The following is a 17,458-nucleotide window of genomic DNA, read 5'->3' as shown; positions in this document are numbered from 1 at the left end:
CAGTTCGCGGGGGACGCCGTTAATCCCCAGACCGGCCCAGCCGCTGGCGGCTGTGCGTTCGGGCGCTTGCGAAGCAGTGCTTCGCAATCAAAGCACCCTCACCCCTGGGGGCTTGGCCGCGGCTTGCTCGTGTCCGCTGTCCTGCGCACACGGCAAGGCCGGGTTGGGCGTCCTGCCCAACCCGCCCGAGGCATGCCTCGGGCCCATGCCGCGGACACCCCCGCGAACTGACCCCGCCCGTGCCCCTTATTTTTCCGTGCGTGCCAGCCGCGCGATGAAAGAACTAAAAGCGAAGCCCGCGCTGCGCGCGTGAGTCGAGCGTTGCTCGACTCTGCAAAGGCTGCGTACAGCCTGGGGTCTACGCTGCGGCTGTCGGGTCCGCCTTGTAGCGAGCCGAGCACCGCAGGTCCGGCGAGGACGAAGAGGCGCGGGTGTTTGAGCGCAGCGAGTTCCGCGCCGCCCCTCGGCGGACCGAGGAGCACAGGGCACCGGCGCGCAGCGCTGGCTCGCGGATGGCGGCGTGTTTCTTTGGTTACTTTCTTTGCACGAGCAAAGAAAGTGACAAGCCCACTTATCGCAGGGAAACGACGGCTCCAGCCAAACGCCGGGCGCCGCCGAACCGCCCTTAGCGAAGTCGATCCAGCGCCTCGACCAGCTCATCGGCCAGCGGCGCGTTCAGCACATACGGACTCTTGCCGTCATCCAGCGCGAACTCCAGCGACGCCGCATGCAGGAACAGGCGCTTCAGCCCGATCTGCTCACGAAGCCGCTTGTTGACCGCAGGATCGCCGTACTTGTCGTCACCGGCCACCGGATGCCCCAGGTGCTGGGCGTGCACGCGGATCTGGTGGGTGCGGCCGGTTTCGATGCGCACCTCGCAATAGGAATGGCCGCCCTTGCGCTCCAGCACCCGGAAATGGCTGATGGATTCCTTGCCGATCGCGTTGACCTGCACATGACGCTCGCCGCCCTGGCGCAGGCCCACGTGCAGCGGCGCGTCGACCGTCATCACCCCGTCCGGCATGCGCCCGGCCAACAGGGTCAGGTAGCGCTTGCGGATGCCCGCGCCGTGGTCTTCACGCAGCAGCGCCTGCAGCTCGCTCAGCGCCGAACGCTTCTTGGCCACGATCAGCAGGCCCGAGGTGTCACGGTCCAGCCGGTGGACCAGCTCCAGGGTCTGCCCGGGGCGCAGCGCACGCAGGGTCTCGATCGCGCCGAAGCTGATGCCACTGCCACCGTGGCTGGCGACACCGGTCGGCTTGTTCAGCGCCAGCAGCCGGGCATCTTCGAAGACGATGGCCTGTTCCAGCCGGCGCATGAACGCCTCGGGCGGACCCGCCTTGTCTCCTTCTTCGCTGAGACGAACCGGCGGAATCCGCACTTCGTCGCCGGCCTCCAGCTTGCGCTCGGCCTTGGCGCGCCCGCCATTGATGCGCACCTGGCCGCTGCGGACCAGTTTGTAGACCAGGCTGCGCGGGGCACCCTTGAGCTGGCCGAGCAGGAAATTGTCCAGGCGCTGGCCGGCGCGGTCGGCCGGAACGGTGATCATGCGCACGGAAGGCTTGTCGCCGGCCGGCTTGGTGGGGTCTTGTGCAGTCATCAGCCTGTTTATTCTGTTACACTCGGGGGGCGAGATAAGGGATTGATTTCGTTGGAAGTTACTCAGGGCCAGAAGCCCAGCTTCCGACGAATCCGGCACAGTGCGCGACCACCGCCCGCGGGGCGGCCATGTTAGCGGCTCACCGGCGTTCCCGGCCATCGCCGATTGCCTGACACGCAATCGCGCTGAACATGTCCCGTGCGGCGCTCCAGCCTGGCTGACAGCTGCCTCCGGCCCTGCAACACCCCAAAACCAGAAAATTGAAGCGCTCCCGCGGCCTGCCGTGGTGTCGTAGCGCTGGAAACCCAAGCCGCCCTCCCCGCGCTTGCGCGAATGGGCGGCGAGCCGTGTCCAGAGGCGAAACCCCATGGCGTTCCGCGCGGTAGCCGCTTGCGAGGAACGCAACAATGAAGCGAATGCTGATCAACGCCACGCAGGCTGAAGAGCTGCGCGTTGCCATCGTGGATGGCCAGTCGTTGTATGACATCGACATCGAGCAGCCGTCCAAGGAACAGAAGAAGTCCAACATCTACAAGGGCCGGATCTTCCGCATCGAGCCCTCGCTGGAAGCGGCCTTCGTCGAATACGGGGGTGGCCGCCATGGCTTCCTGCCGCTGAAGGAAATCTCCCGCGACTACTTCCAGGCCGGTGTCGACCACAACAAGGCCGGTATCCGCGAACTGCTGAAGGAAGGCCAGGAAGTGGTCGTCCAGGTCGACAAGGAAGAGCGTGGCAACAAGGGCGCCGCCCTGACCACGTTCATCTCCCTGGCCGGCCGCTACATGGTGCTGATGCCGAACTCGCCCAGCGCCGGGGGTGTCTCCCGTCGCATCGAGGGTGAAGACCGGGCCGCCCTGAAGGACGCCCTGGACAAGCTGAACATCCCCGACGAAATGGGCGTCATCATCCGTACCGCCGGCGTCGGCCGCGATGCGGAAGAGCTGCAGTGGGATCTGGATTACCTGCTGAACGTCTGGCGCGCCATCGCCGAAGCGGCGCTGAGCAAGCCGGCCCCGTTCCTGATCTACCAGGAATCGCGCCTGATCGTGCGCGCCCTGCGTGACTACCTGCGCGCCGACATCGGCGAGATCCTGGTGGACACCGAGGAGATGTACGAGCACGCCAAGGAGTTCATGCAGCAGGTGATGCCGCAGACCCTGCGCAAGCTCAAGCATTACAAGGACGACATCCCGCTGTTCAACCGCTTCCAGATCGAATCACAAATCGAAGGCGCCTACGAGCGCAACGTGCGCCTGCCGTCGGGCGGCTCGATCGTGGTCGACCAGACCGAAGCGCTGACCGCGGTCGACGTCAACTCCTCGCGCGCCACCAAGGGCAGCGACATCGAGGACACCGCCTTCCAGACCAACCTGGAAGCGGCCGAGGAAGTGGCCCGCCAGCTGCGCCTGCGTGACCTCGGTGGCCTGGTGGTGATCGACTTCATCGACATGGCCTCCAACAAGCACCAGCGCGAGGTCGAGAACCGCCTGGCCAACGCGCTGAAGTACGACCGTGCACGCGTGCAGGTCGGCCGCATCTCGCGCTTCGGCCTGCTGGAAATGAGCCGCCAGCGCCTGCGCCCGAGCCTGGGCGAATCCAGCCAGATCGTCTGCCCGCGTTGCGACGGCCATGGCCGCATGCGCAGCGTCGAGTCGCTGTCGCTGTCGATCATCCGCGTCGCCGAAGAGCATGCGATGAAGGAGAACACCGGGCAGGTGCTGGTACAGGCGCCGGTGGAGATCGCCAATTACCTGCTGAATGAAAAGCGCGGCGCGCTGGGCGAAATCGAAAAGCGCCACGAGGCGCCGATCGTGATCGTTGCCGACGAGCAGCTGCACACCCCGCATTACACCGTCACCCGCCTGCGCGACAACGAGCTGGGCGAGGAAAGCGGCAAGCCGAGCTACCAGCGCGGTACCCCGCGCAAGCTGCCGGTGCACGCGCTGACCAAGGGCCAGCTGAACATCCCGCCGCCGATGGTGACCCAGGTCAAGCACAACTCGCCCGCCCCGGTGCGCGAGGAAGTGGAACCGGTCGCCGCCCCGGCCCCGGCACCGGTGGCCGCAGCGGCCCCGGCAGCCGCCGCCAGTGGTGGCGTCGTCGGCTGGCTCAAGCGCATCTTTGGCGGCGAGCCGGCACCGGCCCCCGCACCGGCACCGGCCGCACGCCAGCCGCAGCAGGATGGCGGCCGCCGTGACCGCAACAAGGATCGCAACAAGGACCGCAAGGACCGTCGCGAAGACAGCCGTGGCAACGGCGGCAATGGCAATGGCAATGCTCAGCAGCAGAAGGACGGCGGCAACCGCAAGGACCGTGGTGAGCAGCGCAAGGATGGCCGCAACGGCGGCAACCAGGCCAATGGCAATGGCCAGCAGCAACCGCAGCAGCAGGGCAAGCCGAAGGATGGCCAGCAGCCGCAGCAGCAGAACAAGCCGCGCAACGAACAGGGCCAGGGCCAGGGCCAGCAGCAGCCGAAGCTGAAGCAGCCGAGGCAGCCGCGCCCGCAGGACGGTGACAAGCCGGCCGAGAAGCCGCAGCGCGCCGCTGCCGAAGCACCGGCCGATGTCGCGACCACAGCAGCAGCCGTGGCCACCACGACCGCAGTTGCCGCCACCGTCGCGGTGCAGGAAGAAAAGGCACAGGCACCGGCCGTTGCCACTGAAAACGTGGCCGACACTGTCGCCGCCGTGGACACCGTGGACACCGCCGCGAAGACCGATGCCGAGGTCGTGGTTGCGACCGGGGCTGCCGAAGATGCTGCGACCGATACCGCAGGCGACCAGACCGGTGAAGGCGCAACCCGCCGCCGCCGTGGCCGTCGTGGCGGTCGTCGTCGTCGTCGCGGTGGCGCCGAGAACGCCGCTGGCGGCGACGTGCTGGGCGATGACCTGGACGACGGCGATGATGCCGAGGGCGAGGACAACGACGGCGATTCCGTCGAGCCGACCGCCCCGGCTCCGGTCGGCGCACCGGCAGCTGCCGTGCAGCCGTCGCGTTCGCAGCCGGAATTCGATTTCGATGACGAAGTCGAGCCGGCCGCCGCTGATGCCGGTAAGCCGGCACGTGCACCGGTTGCAGTGGCTGCCGCGGTTACCCCGGTTGCTGCCGTGAGCAGCCCCGTGGTCGAAGCGGCCGCTCCGGTGGCCGCCGCAGTGCAGGCTCCGGCTCCGGTGGAAGCAGTCGCCAAGGTCGAACCGGCCCCGTCGCCGGTGCAGACCAGCATGCTGGATGCCATCGATGCAGCGACGCCGGTGCAGCCGGCGCCTGAAGCGGCTCCGGTGATCGAGGCGAAGCCGCCGGTGGTCGAGACCGCTGCGGCAATCGAAGCAGCTCCGGTCGCTGAACCGACCGCAGTGGTCGCAGCCGCTCCGGTCTCTGAACCGACCGCGGTGGTCGAAGCCGCACCGGTGGCCGAGCCGAAGCCGGTAGTGGCCGACGTTGCGCCGGTGGTTGAAGCTGCTCCGGCAGTCGAACCGAAGGCCGAGGTTGAAGTCGCCCCGGTCGTCGAGCAGCGGGCCGCCCCGGTGGCTGTCGAAGCCGCACCGGTGGAATCCGCTGCGCCGCTCGCCGATGCGGTGGTGCCGGCGACGGTCGACCCGATCGCCGATGGCCATGCCGACGCTGCCGCCCAGGCCGCCGACGCGCAGGCCTCGGAAGAAGACGAAGACGCCGGCAAGCGCACGCCGCCTGCCGCCTGATCGAGATCCCCGCCGCTTCTGTTTATGACGTATCAGTTGCCGTAGCGAACGCCTGCCGCGTCGCCGCGCGATGCCGCTACCGGGGTTTCGGCGCGAACTGCAGCCGGGTCCACACCCCGTAGTGATCGGAGGCCCAGCGGCCGCCGTCATCAGGCTGGTCGAACAGGATCTTCGCTTCGCGCGCGACCATCTCGTCCTGCTGGAAGAAGATGTGGTCGATCCGCGACGGCGCCTGGTAGTAATGGCGGTTGAGCGTGCTCACACCCGCCAGGTCGGTGTTGACGTGCACGCTGCCGTAGCTGTCGCCGTAGTGGCTGCGCAGTTCGCTCAGATCGCCGGCATCGACCAGGGCGTTGAAGTCGCCGGCAATCACCACCGGTGCCTCCGCAGAACTGCCGGCGATGAAACGCAGCAGGTCTTCGACCTGGCTGCGGCGGATGCGCTGGCCGGCGTCGTCACTGCGCTCGTTGAGATGGGTGGCATAGACATTGACCGACCTGCCCTCCACGTCGATGCGCAGATGGGCCACGGTGCGGTAGTCATCCAGCGGCAGCAGCAGGTGCTCGCCATGCGCCAGGATCGGGCGCCGGGTCAGCAGCGCATTGCCATAGCGCTTGGGCGCGCCCACCGGATCGGTGGACACGAACACGTACCGGTAGCCGAGCTGGCTGGCCAGCCACTGCGCCTGGTTGCGGACGTTGCGCTTCTGGATCACCTCCTGCAGCGCGATGGCATCGGGCTGCAGGCGCTTGAGCTCGGCCACGATCGTGCGACGACGGCTGGGCCAGTCCTCGCGGTCGTGGTGCAGGTTGAACGTGACCATGCTCATGCCGGGCTCGCCGACCGCTGTGGCCGCATCGGCGGCGCTGACCGGCAAGGCGGCTGCCGCCAATCCCGGCAGGGCCAGCGCGATCGCCAGCCCCAGCGCGCAGAAACCGCGACCGATTCCGAGCGGACCTCGCATGCTTACTTTTCCTTGCGTTCGGCGCGGCGCACCGCGCTGGGCACATCGATCTCGACGCGTGCCGGCAACTGGTGCACATGCAGCTCGTTGTTGACCCATTCCGCCGCCTGGCCGTTGACCGTGGCCTGGCCCGGCTCGCCTGCGTACGGCCATGGCAGCACCACGCCACCGGCCGGCGGCACCAGCCCGGGCTGCACTTCCAGCACCAGCTGCTTGTCGCTGCGCTGCAGGCGATAGTTGAGCTGCCCCTGCGGCGTGCGCAGGCCCTGCACGGCAATGCCCTCGCCCTGCAGCCACGCCACCGGGATACCGGCGGCCAGCACCAGCGCCTCATCCGCATCGCGGTTGTAGCCGAACATGTCCAGCGCCGAGCGGACGAAGTCCGAGGCCACCCAGGCATGCGGCAGGTCACCCACGAAGAACGGCTTGCGCGGCGTGCGCGAGACGACCTCGGCCCACTGGTTCCAGGCCTGCGGCGCACGATCCTTGAAGAAGAACTCGGTGGCCTGCCAGGCGCGATCACGCCATCCCAGGCGCACGAACGCGGCGACGTTGCGCCATTCGTACGGCGTGTAGTCCTTCCATTCGCGCTTGCCATCGCGGCGCGCGACGAATTCGTTCCAGTAACGCTGGAAGGTCGCATCCAGCGCCTGCTGCGGCAACCGCCCCTGCTCACCGCCCGGCGCCAACGCGATCGTGGTGGAGGTGGCGTCGAAGTCACCCAGCTCGGCCGAGCCCGGCAGGTAATCAATGCGGTGCTGCTGCATGGCCGCCAGCAGCGAGGCCTGCAGGTCATCACGGAACTGATCGCGCGACTCGCTGATCTGCATCGCCTCGACCTTGCCCAGCTGCGCCGCCAGTTGCGCGGCGTCCTTGTAGCCACGCAGCGCCCAGAAGTTGTCCCAGTACGAATGCATCGGCTTGGCCGAATAGCCCTCGTGGCTGATCGAGGCCGGCATCATCCCGTAGAAGGCAGGATTGCGAGCGCGGTTCTCCTCGGTGCGCTCGCTGCCGCGCAGCTGTTCCATGTAGCGGTAGGCGCCCAGCACATGCGGCCACATCTGCTCGAGGAAGGCCGTGTCGCCGGTATAGCGGCCGTACTCGGCGATGTTGTAGATCAGTTCGCCGTGGCTGTCGTTCTCCGGCACCGGGTCGCTGCCACGCGCATCGACGCAGCACGGCACCTTGCCGTTTTCAAACTGATAGGGCGCATACCAGGTCACGTAGTCACGCACGGCATCGCTGCGACCCATCCGCAGCAGGCCTTCGGAGATCATCGCGCCATCGCGGATCCAGCTGCGTGCATAGGAGCGCGTACCCGGCTGCAGGCGCGGGCCGACCCGCGAAATCAGCATGTGCGCCACCGCGGTGCGCAGGGTTTCCACCAGCGGTTGCCCGGCAGCGGGCACCTGCAGGGTCACCACGCCCAGCTTGTCGCGCCACATCGTCGCGACCTGCTGCTGTGCCTTGGCCACGTCCAGCGCCTGCGGCGCCCAGCTGCCGGTCTGCGGCAGCACGATCGCCACCTCGCGGCTCTGCCCGGGTTCGAGCTTGATCGTGTACAGCAGTGCGCCGGAGGCCATGCCGGTCGGGTCCTTCACCGCAGTGGTGCCGGGCAGCTCGCCGCTGGCCAGGTGCATCGCATCCAGCTTGCCGTCGAAGCTGCTGGCAAAGCGCGCATCCGGTACCTGCAGGGGGTACAGCCGCGGTTCGCCATTGATGCGCACCAGCTGCTCGCCCACGTCCAGGCTGTCGATGCGGCTGAAGCCGCCCACGGTGTTGAGGAACTGGGTGGGTGGATTGACCTGCCAGGGGCGGATCGCCAGGGCCAGGGTGTATTCGTGCGCGACCTTGTCCGGATTGCTCAAGCGGTAGCGCCCGATCAGCTGAGCGCGTTCGGGCGTGCCCTGCACGAAGCTGGTCACCGACAGGCCGGCCTTCTCGTGCACCCAGTCGACCGTGGCGATCGGCAGGTAGCGGTCCTGCAGTGACTGGCTGATGGCAACGTTCGACCAGTCAAGCAGCTTGCCGTCGAGGCGGATGAACGGCTCGATGCTGAAGCTGCCCTTGGCCGGCTCCAGTGCGCCGTCCTCGCTGATCAACGCCTGTTCCTGGCCACCGTCCAGGCCAAGCAGCGTCCAGTACGGCTGCTCGCCAACGTAGGCGCGCGGCAACGCGCCACGCGGCAGGTCGGCCGCCACCGAGGACAGGAAGGCATTGGGCGTCGCGGCGAACGCCAGCGGCTTCAGGGTGATGTCACGGATGCCGTAGCGCCAGTTCGGCCCGCCCTGCAGGTCGAAACGCACGTAGCGCGCATCGGTGTCGGGCAGTGCCAGCCAGTCGCGGCCTCCGGCACCTGCGGTCACTTCGCGCACGGTACGCCAGTCACGGCCATCCTCGGAGGTCCGCACGGTGTAGCGATTCGCCTCCAGGTCGGGCAGCCAGTCGATTACCGCACCACCGATCTCCCGGTTCTTGTGCAGGTCCAGGCTGATGGTCTGCTGCTTGACCCCACCGCTGATCCAGAAGGTATCGGACTTGCCGTCGATCATCCGGTCCTGCAACGCGGTGGCGGTATCGGCGATCACCGAGGGCCGCAGCGCCGAATCATCCTGCGCGGGCAGGCCCTGCAGGGTCAGCTTGTCGAAGCACACGGTACCGCGGCCGCCGACCTTGCTGTAGATCGTGAATTCCATCGCCGCACTGCGCGCCATGTCCTTCTCTGGCGATGGCCCCCAGGCCTTGTCGATCTGCCGGCGGCGGTACTCCACCGGCGTCCACGCCTTGGGGAAGGCGTAGCCGGGACGGTTGACCCACCACACGTTGTCGCCGCTGGCGTCGATCAGCTTGAACTGCAGGTCATTTGACGGCGAATCACCGCGCAGCTGGAAGCCGAAACGATAGTTGGCCGGGTACTCGATGTTCAGTGGACGACGGATGCCGACGTAACCGGAGACCTCATGGAAGTCGTAATCCAGGCACAGCGCGCGGCCACCGCCAGCGCCACTGACCGGCCGCAGCGAGCCGCTGACCTGGTCGGACAACACCAGCTTCCAGGCGCTGATGTCGTCGAAATCATCCAGCACCTTCGGCGCGGGCAGCGCCGGTGGTGCGGCGATCGCCAGGGAAGACCACAACAGGCCCAGTCCAACGGCGATCGCACGCATCATCCCTTCACACTCCCCAGCAACAATCCTTGGATGTAGTACCGCTGCAGCACCAGGAACAGCGCCAGCACCGGAACCACGGTGACCACTGCGCCGGCCATCATCATTTCCACGTCCATGATGTGTTCGCGCGAGAGGGTGGCCAGGGCCACCGGCAAAGTGTAGTGCTCCTGGTCGGTCAACACGATCAAGGGCCACATGAAATCGTTCCAGGCGCCCATGAAGGTGAAGATCGCCAGCGTCACCAGCACCGGCTTCAGCATCGGCAGCACGATCTGGAAGAAGATCCGCAGCTCCCCTGCCCCGTCGATGCGTGCCGCTTCCAGCAGCTCATCGGGAATGGAGCGGGCGTACTGGCGCACCAGGAAGATGCCGAACACGCTGGCCAGCGCCGGCACGATCACGCCGCCGAAACTGTTGACCAGGCCCAGCTGCTTCATCAACAGGAACAGCGGCAGCATCGCCACCTGTGCCGGGATCACCAGCGCCGCCATCAGCACCTGGAACAGTCGCTCACGGCCGGCGAACTGCAGCTTGGCGAAGGCGTAGCCGGCCATCGTGTTGAGCAGCAGCGAACCGAGGGTGATCGCCAGCGACACCAGCAGGCTGTTGGCGAAGTTGCCGCCCATGCCGGTGCGTGCGAACAACTCGGTGTAATTGTGCGTGGTGATGCTGGACGGCAGCAGCGGCGGCGGGAAATGGGTGGCCTCGCCCTGCGGCATGAACGACACCGAGAGCATCCACAGCAACGGTGCCAGGCTGACCAGGGCCAGCACCAGCAACGCGCCATTGATCATCCACGGGTGCCAGCGCGACTGGCCGATTTCACGACTCATACCAACTGCCTCTTGCGGCCAAAGCGCAGCATCACGGTGGTCACCGCCAGGATGATCAGGAACAGCAGGAACGCCACAGCCGAGGCGCGTCCCAGGTTCCACCACTTGAAGCCTTCCTCGAACATGAAATACAGCACGCTGACGGTGCTCTGCAGTGGGTCGCCGCGGGTCATCACATAGGGTTCGGCGAACAGCTGGAAGTAACCGGATACGGTGATCACACCGACCACCAGCAGCACCGGGCCGAGCATCGGCAGGGTGATGTGCAGGAACTGCTTCCAGCGCGAGGCGCCGTCGATGCGCGCGGCCTCGTACAGGTCATGCGGGATCGCCTGCAGGCCGGCCAGGAAGATCACCATGTTGTAGCCGAAGTTCTTCCACACCGCGAACAGCATGATGGTCGGCATCGCCCAGTTGGGATCTCCCAGCCAGTCGATCGGGCTGATGCCCAGATGGCCCAGGCCGTAGTTCACCAGGCCATAGCTGGTATGGAACAGGTAACGCCAGATCACCGCCACCGCCACCAGCGTGGTCACCACCGGGGCGAACAGCGCGGTGCGGAACAGCGCCTTGAAGCGCGCGGCCGGGGCGTTGAGCAGTATGGCCGCGCCCAGCGATACGCCAATCGACAACGGCACGCCGATCACCACGAAATAGGTGGTGTTCCACAGCGATTTCCAGAACATCGGGGTCTGCAGCAGGTCGATGTAGTTGCCAAGACCCACGAATCGCAGGTTGCTGCTGTCGGCCAGCGCATACAGGTCGAAGTCGGTCACGCTCAGGGCCAGCGCCGAAGCCACCGGCAGGCCGAAGAACACGCCGAGCACGATCAGCGAGGGGCCGGCGAAGATCCAGCCGGCAAGCGAAGTACGTTTCATTGCGGGCTCCCGGCCGCGACTGCACTGGTCGAACCCGAGGGGGGTGCGCTGCGCTGCAGGCGTTGTTGTTCATGCATCCAGCGACGCTTGGCCAGCACCTTGTCCACGCGCTGGTCCAGTTCGGCCACGGCCTTGTCCTGCGGCAGGCCACCGCGCACCACCTGTTCGGTGACGATGCGCATTTCCTGCACGATGCGCTCCCATTCGAGCACCTTCGGGGTCGGCCTGACCCGCTCCAGCTGGTCACGGAAAGCGGCGGCAAGCGGATCGTTGGCCAGCGACGGCGCGTTCCAGGTGCTGCGACGCGGCGGCAGGTCACCGATGATCGCGTGGAAGCGCGCCTGGATTGCCGGCCGCGACAGGAACTCGATCAGCTTCCAGGAGGCTTCCTTCTGCTGCGACTTGCGGAAGATCACCAGGCTGGTACCACCGGCGATGCCCGCGCCCGGACCGTCCGGACCCGGCAGCGCGGCCGTACCCCACTGCCCTTCCAGTTCCTTCGGCTGCAGCTTCTTGAACTCGCGGATGTTCCAGGGGCCGGAAATGTAGAACACGTTGAAGCCGCGGAAGAATTCATCCCAGACGTTGGAGATCTGCGTCTCGGACATCTTCGGTGCCCAGCCCTGCTCGAACATGTTGGCGTAGAACCCCAGCGTGCGGCGGAAGCCGGGGCTGGAGAAATTGCCACGGGTGTCGTCGTCGCGCAGCAGCGGATCGGGCTGCTGCAGGGCCAGCGACAGCTGCTGCTCGAACTCGTTGATCGGTATCAGCACCGCATAGCGGTTCGGGCCCTGCATGCGCTTGATCGCAGCCATCTGCTCGTTCCATTCGGCCCAGGTGCGCGGCGGATGGTCGAAGCCGGCCTTGGCCAGCAGGTCCTTGCGGTAATAGATCAGGCGGGTATCGACGTACCACGGCACCCCGACCAGCTCGTTGTGGATCACGTTGGTATCCCAGATGCCCTGGAAGTAGTCCTTCGGATCGACCACGGTGGAGTGCTGCACGAACGGCTGCAGCGGGGTCAGCGCGTTGAGCTCGGCGAACTCGGGCACCCAGGTGTTGCCGAGCTGGCACACGTCGGGCAGGCCATCAGCGGCAAAGGCGGTCAGCAGCTTTTCGTGCGCGGCGGTCCACGGGATGTTCTGCACATCGACCTTGATGCCGGGGTTTTCCGCTTCGAATTCGTGGATCAGCTCGCTGACCACTTCGGCCTCGCGTCCCATCGCCCAGAAGCGCACGGTAGTGGTGCCCTGCTCCTGGCGGGCGCAGCCGGCCATGACCAGCGCGGCCAATGCAGGCAATGCCCAGCGTCGCAGGCGGTGTTTCCAGTCGTGCACCTTGTTACTTCCCCTGGCCGGTGTTGCGGTTGGCATTGTTTTTCTGTTCCTGCGCGGCGGCCGCACGTGATTCGGCGATACCGACCGCACGCGCTGCGGCGGCCTTCTCATCCTTCTGCAGCTCCAGCGGCTGGAAGGAGCCTTCCGGCGCCAGCCAGCCTCCACTGAAGCCGGCCCGTTCCAGGCCCTTGCGGATGTACGGGTTCTTCTTCATCACATCCCAGACGAAGTCGTTGCGGTAGTTGGCGATCATGGTCAGGATCGGGCCCTGGTCGATGGCGATGTAATCGCTGGCGACCCAGCCGCGATCGGGCACCACCCGCCCGGTCTTGATCGGGATGTCGTAGTTGAAGCTGGGGTTGAACGAATCCAGGAAGCCATAGCTGGAGTAGATGTAGTCGCCGTAGCGCTTGTGCATCTCCAGCGTGGCCGGGATCACTTCCTCGGGCGCGAACACGACCGAGGAGATCGCCGCGGTCGGCGCGATCGTGCCGTCATCGAAATTCTCGCGCAGGCCCGCACCACGCGAAGAGTAATGGCGGAACTGGCGCTGCTCGCCCCGGTAGTCCTGGCTGGTGTTCTGCGGACCATCACTGGCGGTCAGGCCCCACACGTTCTCGCCGTACTCCTTCCAGTTCATCGGATTGGCGATGGCGTACTCTCGCTGGGCCAGCGCCGCCGAACGGCTGTTGAGGAAGTAGGTGCTGCCACGCTCGCGCATGTACGCATCCTGGATATCGCGGAAGTCGATCCAGACATGGCTGTACTGGTGGCCGAACAGCGGACCGAAGGACAGGTATTCCTGGCCCTGGTAGACGCCCCAGTCGTTGTCGTAGGTGCGCGTCCACACCGTCCACGCATCCGGGCTGACCGGGTGGCTGGGCGAGCCCAGGGCGAGGATGTAGACCATCATCGCCTCGTTGTAGCCCATCCAGTCATGGTCGATGAAGCCGTTCTCGGGGAACCAGCCCATCGAGATCAGCGGCGCACGCTGCTGCAGCCACGGCCAGTCGACCTGCTTGTACAGGGTGTCGGCGATCTGCCGGATTTCCTTCTCGCGCGGATCGTCGCCGTCGTAGTACGACTGCGCGAACAGCACGCCCATCATCAGCAGCGCGGTATCCACCGAGGACAGTTCCACCCAGCTGTCGTAGCGGCGCCCTTCCTGCATGTCCAGGAAGTGGTAATAGAAGCCCTTGTAGCCGGCCTTGCCGGTGCGCTGCGGGCCCATCGGCACATCGCGGAAGAACTTCAGGGTGGTCAGGGTGCGGTCGATGGCCTGGTTGCGGCTGATCCAGCCGTTCTCGATGCCGATCGGGTAGGCGGTCAGCGCAAAGCCGACCGAGGCGATGCTGGCAAACGGCCGCGACGGATAGCGATCCGGGGTCAGGCCGTTGATCTCGTTGGTGGTATCCCAGAAGAACTGGAAGGTGCGGCGCTCGATGTCATCAAACAGCGGCGGCAGCTCCGGCTTCATCGGCCGCGGCGGTGCGTCGGCCTCGATCAGGATCACCGGCGGGCGCGGTTTGGCAGGCTCCTGCTGGGCCGGTTTGCAGGCGGCGATGGCCAGGGTCATCGCAGCGGCGGTCATCAGGTGGCGTGCCTGCATGGCGCGGTTCCTCCGGTGGGCTGATCGATGAAAGAGCATAACGTCCAATGACCTGAAATCGTTTACAAAGTGCGGCCTTAAAAAACCACGAAAACGTGGTTGATGACACCGCGGTCATTGCCCACGCCATTGCCCCCTGCCCGGCAATGGCGTGGGCAATGGACCGGCCCGGAGGCCGGCCATTGCCGTTGAAACCGGAGCCATCGGCAAACCGATGGCTGCGTACTGCATCAACTTCCCGCGATCAGAAGCGGAAGCCCACTTCGGCCTTGACCTGACGCGGAGTACCGATGATGTCGCCGGTCTCGTTGTAGCTGGCCTGCAGCTTGCCGTTGCTCTTGACGTAGTTGTAGGTGGAGAAGTTGTCGAAGTTGAACACGTTGATGATGTCCAGACGAGCGTACAGCTCGGTATCGCCCGCCAGCTTGAACGTCTTCGTCGCCTGCAGATCGACCGAACGGTAGCCGAAGATCTTGCCGCCGACCAGGAACTTGCCATTGGCGTTGGGCACAGCCGCCTGCGGGGTCGGCAGGTTGTAGCCACTGGCCTGCGGCACCGGGTACCAGTCATTGACGGCGGTCGGGGTGGCCAAGGTGATCTTGCCACCGAAGGTGATGCCCCAGAAGCCCGCGTAGGAACCGGTCACCACCAGGCGGTGGCGCGGCGCGCCGTTGGAACGGATGGTCGGGTAATCCTCGATCAGGCCGCGGTCGAAGGCGTACTTCTCGTTGATGTCGCGGTTGTGGCGCGCGGTCGTCCAGGTGTAGGCGATCGAGGTGCCCCAGCCGCTTTCCTGGGTGAACGGCTTCTGCGCCGACAGCAGGACCTGGGTCGCACGGGTCTTGATGCCCTGCTGGCCGATGATCAGGCTGCCGAAGCCCGGCACGTTGCAGCTCCATGCCTGGCTCAGCCCCGGCTCGGTGCCACCGCACAGGCGCGGGTCATCGAAGAACTGGCCGGTCGGGTAACGGTTGCCCAGGGTGAAGGCGAAGCCGTCGTAGCTCAGGGTACGGGCGATGGTGGCGTCGGTCAGCCAGTCACCGATCTGGTTGCTCATGCCCAGGCTGAACTGATCCGAATACGGCGCCTTCAGCTTGTTGTTAAGCAGATCCACTTCCAGGCCGGCATTGCTGGTCGCACCGACCAGGCTCTGCAGGTTGCCGATGCCGTTGAGCAGGTTCGGGTTCCAGTCATAGCAGGCGGCCTGGCCGTTGATGCAGGTACCGGTGGCCGGGTTGCGGAAGTAGATGGTCGGCTGCGGCAGGGCCAGCTTGGTGGTTTCCAGCTGCAGGTTGTCGAACAGGTCGCGGTCGTACGAACGGCCGGCACCACCGTGGATCACGTGCTGCTCGTCGGCGTTGATGTCATACGAGAAGCCCAGGCGCGGCTGCCAGGCATCCTTGAATGCCTTGCGGTTGTGGCCGTTGCTGATGTAGTCGCTGATGTCCAGGCCGCCCAGCGCCAGCGAATCGGCGTAGGTCTGGCCGGCGGCAGCACGCGGATCCTGCGAATAGATCGCGTCGACCACGGCCTGCGGGGTCACGAAATCCAGGTAGGACGGGGTCTTTTCGTAGTCCCAGCGCAGGCCGAGGTTGATCTGCAGGTGGTCGTTGACCTGCCAGTCGTCCTGGATGAACACGCCGTACTGCTTGGACTTCGAACGCACTTCACCGGACACGCCGTCCACGCCGGTCACCGGCTTGACGAACTGCGCCTTGTACGGAATGGAATCGGGGAAGTCCGGATCGCCCAGGCTGTAGGTGAAGGTCGGGTTGATCTGCGCCGCATCGGAGGCGTACAGGTCGATCGCCTTGTACTTCACGCCCATCTTGATGGTGTGGTCGCCGGCCCACTGGATGCCATCCAGGGTCAGGTTGTCTTCGATCGACCAGCCCTTCTGGCCCTTCACCTGCGAATCCAGTGCCGATGCGCCACCGATCTTCACCACGGTGCGGTCTTCGGTGCCGTCCGGGGCGGTGTAGGTGATGCCGTTGGCCAGGGTCAGCGGGGTCGGGTTGTTGAACGAATCTTCATGGGTGACCATCAATTCGTTGTAGTAACGCTCGCCGCTGTGGTTCCAGCGCAGGGCGTAACGACGGTCGGTGTTGACCACTTCACGACCGGCTTCCGGCGAGGTCTGGCCACTGAACTGCGACTGGGTTTCGTCGCGGTCCTGGAAGGTCAGCTCGATGCGATCGTTGTCGGTGGGCTCGAAGTCGATCTTGCCGAAGATCAGGTCCTGCTGGAACGGCTGGCTGGCCGGGCCCAGGCCAGCGGCGCCTGCGGCCGGCAGCAGGCCGGCAGCACCGGTGACCGCGCCGTCCGGCGCGATGGTGACCGGCAGGTCGAAGCGCTTGGCTTCGTAGGTCACGAAGAAGTGCGCCTTGTCCTGGATGATCGGGCCGCCCAGGGCGAAGCCGTATTCCTTCTCGGCCGAGACCATCTTGTCCTTGCCGCCCTGGCGCTCGGCCGGGGTCTTGGCGCGCATGTCCTCATCGGTGTAGCGGTAGAACGCCTCACCCTTGAATTCATTGGTACCGGACTTGGTGGCAGCGGTCACTGCCGCGCTCGACACCTGGCCGTACTCGGCCTTGTAGTTGCCGCTGATGACCTTGTATTCGCCGATGGCCAGCTGCGGGAACGGGTTGCCGGCGCTGCCGGACTGGCCGGCCACGCCGCCGCCCTTGACGTAGCTCTTCTGGCCCACGCCGTCGATGTAGACGTTGGTACCGTCGGAATTGGTGGCACCGCCACGCAGCGAGGTGTTGCCCTTGGCATCACGGGTGAAGATCAGGCCCGGCACCGCGTCGGCGAACTCCAGGAAGTTGCGCGACACCTGCGGGGTGGTCTGGATCTGCTGCAGGCTGACGGTCTTGCCGACTTCGGAGGTACGCACTTCCTGCAGCAGGGTCGGCGCGACGACGTTGACGGTGTCCAGGTTGGTGGCGGCGGTCGAGCCGGTACCACCGGCAGCCGCCTCGCTGAAGTTCAGCGTCGCGGTCGAGGCGACGGTGACGGTGACCTTCTGGGTCTGGCCGTTGGCGACCACGTTGTAGGTGCCCGGGTCCAGGCCCATCAGCGAGTAGCTGCCGTCGGCGCGCACGGTGCCGCGACGGACGGTACCGGTGGCGACGTTGGTGGCGGTGACTTCGGCACCGGCCTGGGCGCCGGACACCTGGCCGCGCAGGCTGGCGTTGGCCGACTGCGCCATGACGTTCGGGGCGGCGGCCAGCATCAGGCAGCTGACCAGTGCGGTGCTCAGCAGCCGGCGCGCCGGCGTACGGATAGTGGAATGCATCATCAACTCAATCTCCGGGTGGCGGTGACCGCTTGCGCGGCACCTGCGATCAATCAAGAAAGAAGGAACGC

Annotated in this window: 9 protein-coding genes; 1 reads left to right on the top strand and 8 read right to left on the bottom strand. The window is 66.1% G+C overall.

Annotated features, from left to right (window positions below):
• Positions 1-625 precede the first annotated feature (625 nt).
• Entirely contained in the window at positions 626-1,600 is a 975-nt protein-coding gene (locus TEP_RS06565; RefSeq protein WP_132824690.1) for an RluA family pseudouridine synthase, read from the bottom strand.
• Positions 1,601-2,007: 407 nt separating this feature from the next.
• On the opposite strand from TEP_RS06565, the gene TEP_RS06560 reads away from it, so the two are divergent.
• Positions 2,008-5,298 (top strand): Rne/Rng family ribonuclease, encoded by a 3,291-nt coding sequence (locus TEP_RS06560; protein ID WP_132824689.1) that lies wholly within the window; start codon positions 2,008-2,010, stop codon positions 5,296-5,298.
• A 76-nt stretch (positions 5,299-5,374) separates the two neighbouring features.
• On the opposite strand, the gene TEP_RS06555 is transcribed toward TEP_RS06560, so the two are convergent.
• From TEP_RS06555 to TEP_RS06525, 7 genes are all read right to left on the bottom strand, one after another.
• Positions 5,375-6,262 (bottom strand): endonuclease/exonuclease/phosphatase family protein, encoded by an 888-nt coding sequence (locus tag TEP_RS06555; RefSeq protein WP_132824688.1) that lies wholly within the window; start codon positions 6,260-6,262, stop codon positions 5,375-5,377.
• 2 nt (positions 6,263-6,264) lie between these two features.
• Complete coding sequence (locus tag TEP_RS06550) at positions 6,265-9,432, bottom strand: discoidin domain-containing protein (RefSeq protein ID WP_132824687.1); 3,168 nt, start codon at positions 9,430-9,432, stop codon at positions 6,265-6,267.
• Positions 9,429-10,265: a carbohydrate ABC transporter permease gene (locus TEP_RS06545; RefSeq protein ID WP_025876515.1), complete on the bottom strand. Its 837-nt coding sequence runs from the start codon at positions 10,263-10,265 to the stop codon at positions 9,429-9,431. Before TEP_RS06545 ends, TEP_RS06550 begins: the two co-directional genes overlap by 4 nt.
• Positions 10,262-11,143 (bottom strand): sugar ABC transporter permease, encoded by an 882-nt coding sequence (locus TEP_RS06540; RefSeq protein WP_117310827.1) that lies wholly within the window; start codon positions 11,141-11,143, stop codon positions 10,262-10,264. Before TEP_RS06540 ends, TEP_RS06545 begins: the two co-directional genes overlap by 4 nt.
• The gene (locus tag TEP_RS06535) at positions 11,140-12,480 is read right to left on the bottom strand and encodes a sugar ABC transporter substrate-binding protein (protein WP_132826464.1); all 1,341 of its coding nucleotides are present in this window, start codon (positions 12,478-12,480) and stop codon (positions 11,140-11,142) included. Before TEP_RS06535 ends, TEP_RS06540 begins: the two co-directional genes overlap by 4 nt.
• A 4-nt stretch (positions 12,481-12,484) precedes the next feature.
• Entirely contained in the window at positions 12,485-14,089 is a 1,605-nt protein-coding gene (locus TEP_RS06530; RefSeq protein WP_132824686.1) for a glucoamylase family protein, read from the bottom strand.
• 244 nt (positions 14,090-14,333) lie between these two features.
• Positions 14,334-17,390, bottom strand: coding sequence for a TonB-dependent receptor (locus TEP_RS06525; protein ID WP_132824685.1), 3,057 nt, complete (start codon positions 17,388-17,390; stop codon positions 14,334-14,336).
• Positions 17,391-17,458 lie beyond the last annotated feature (68 nt).

Source organism: Stenotrophomonas sp. TEPEL, assembly GCF_004348785.1.
Classification (GTDB): domain Bacteria; phylum Pseudomonadota; class Gammaproteobacteria; order Xanthomonadales; family Xanthomonadaceae; genus Stenotrophomonas; species Stenotrophomonas indicatrix.
The sequence above is the reverse complement of the archived record's forward strand: the minus strand, read 5'-3'. Positions and strand labels throughout refer to the sequence as shown.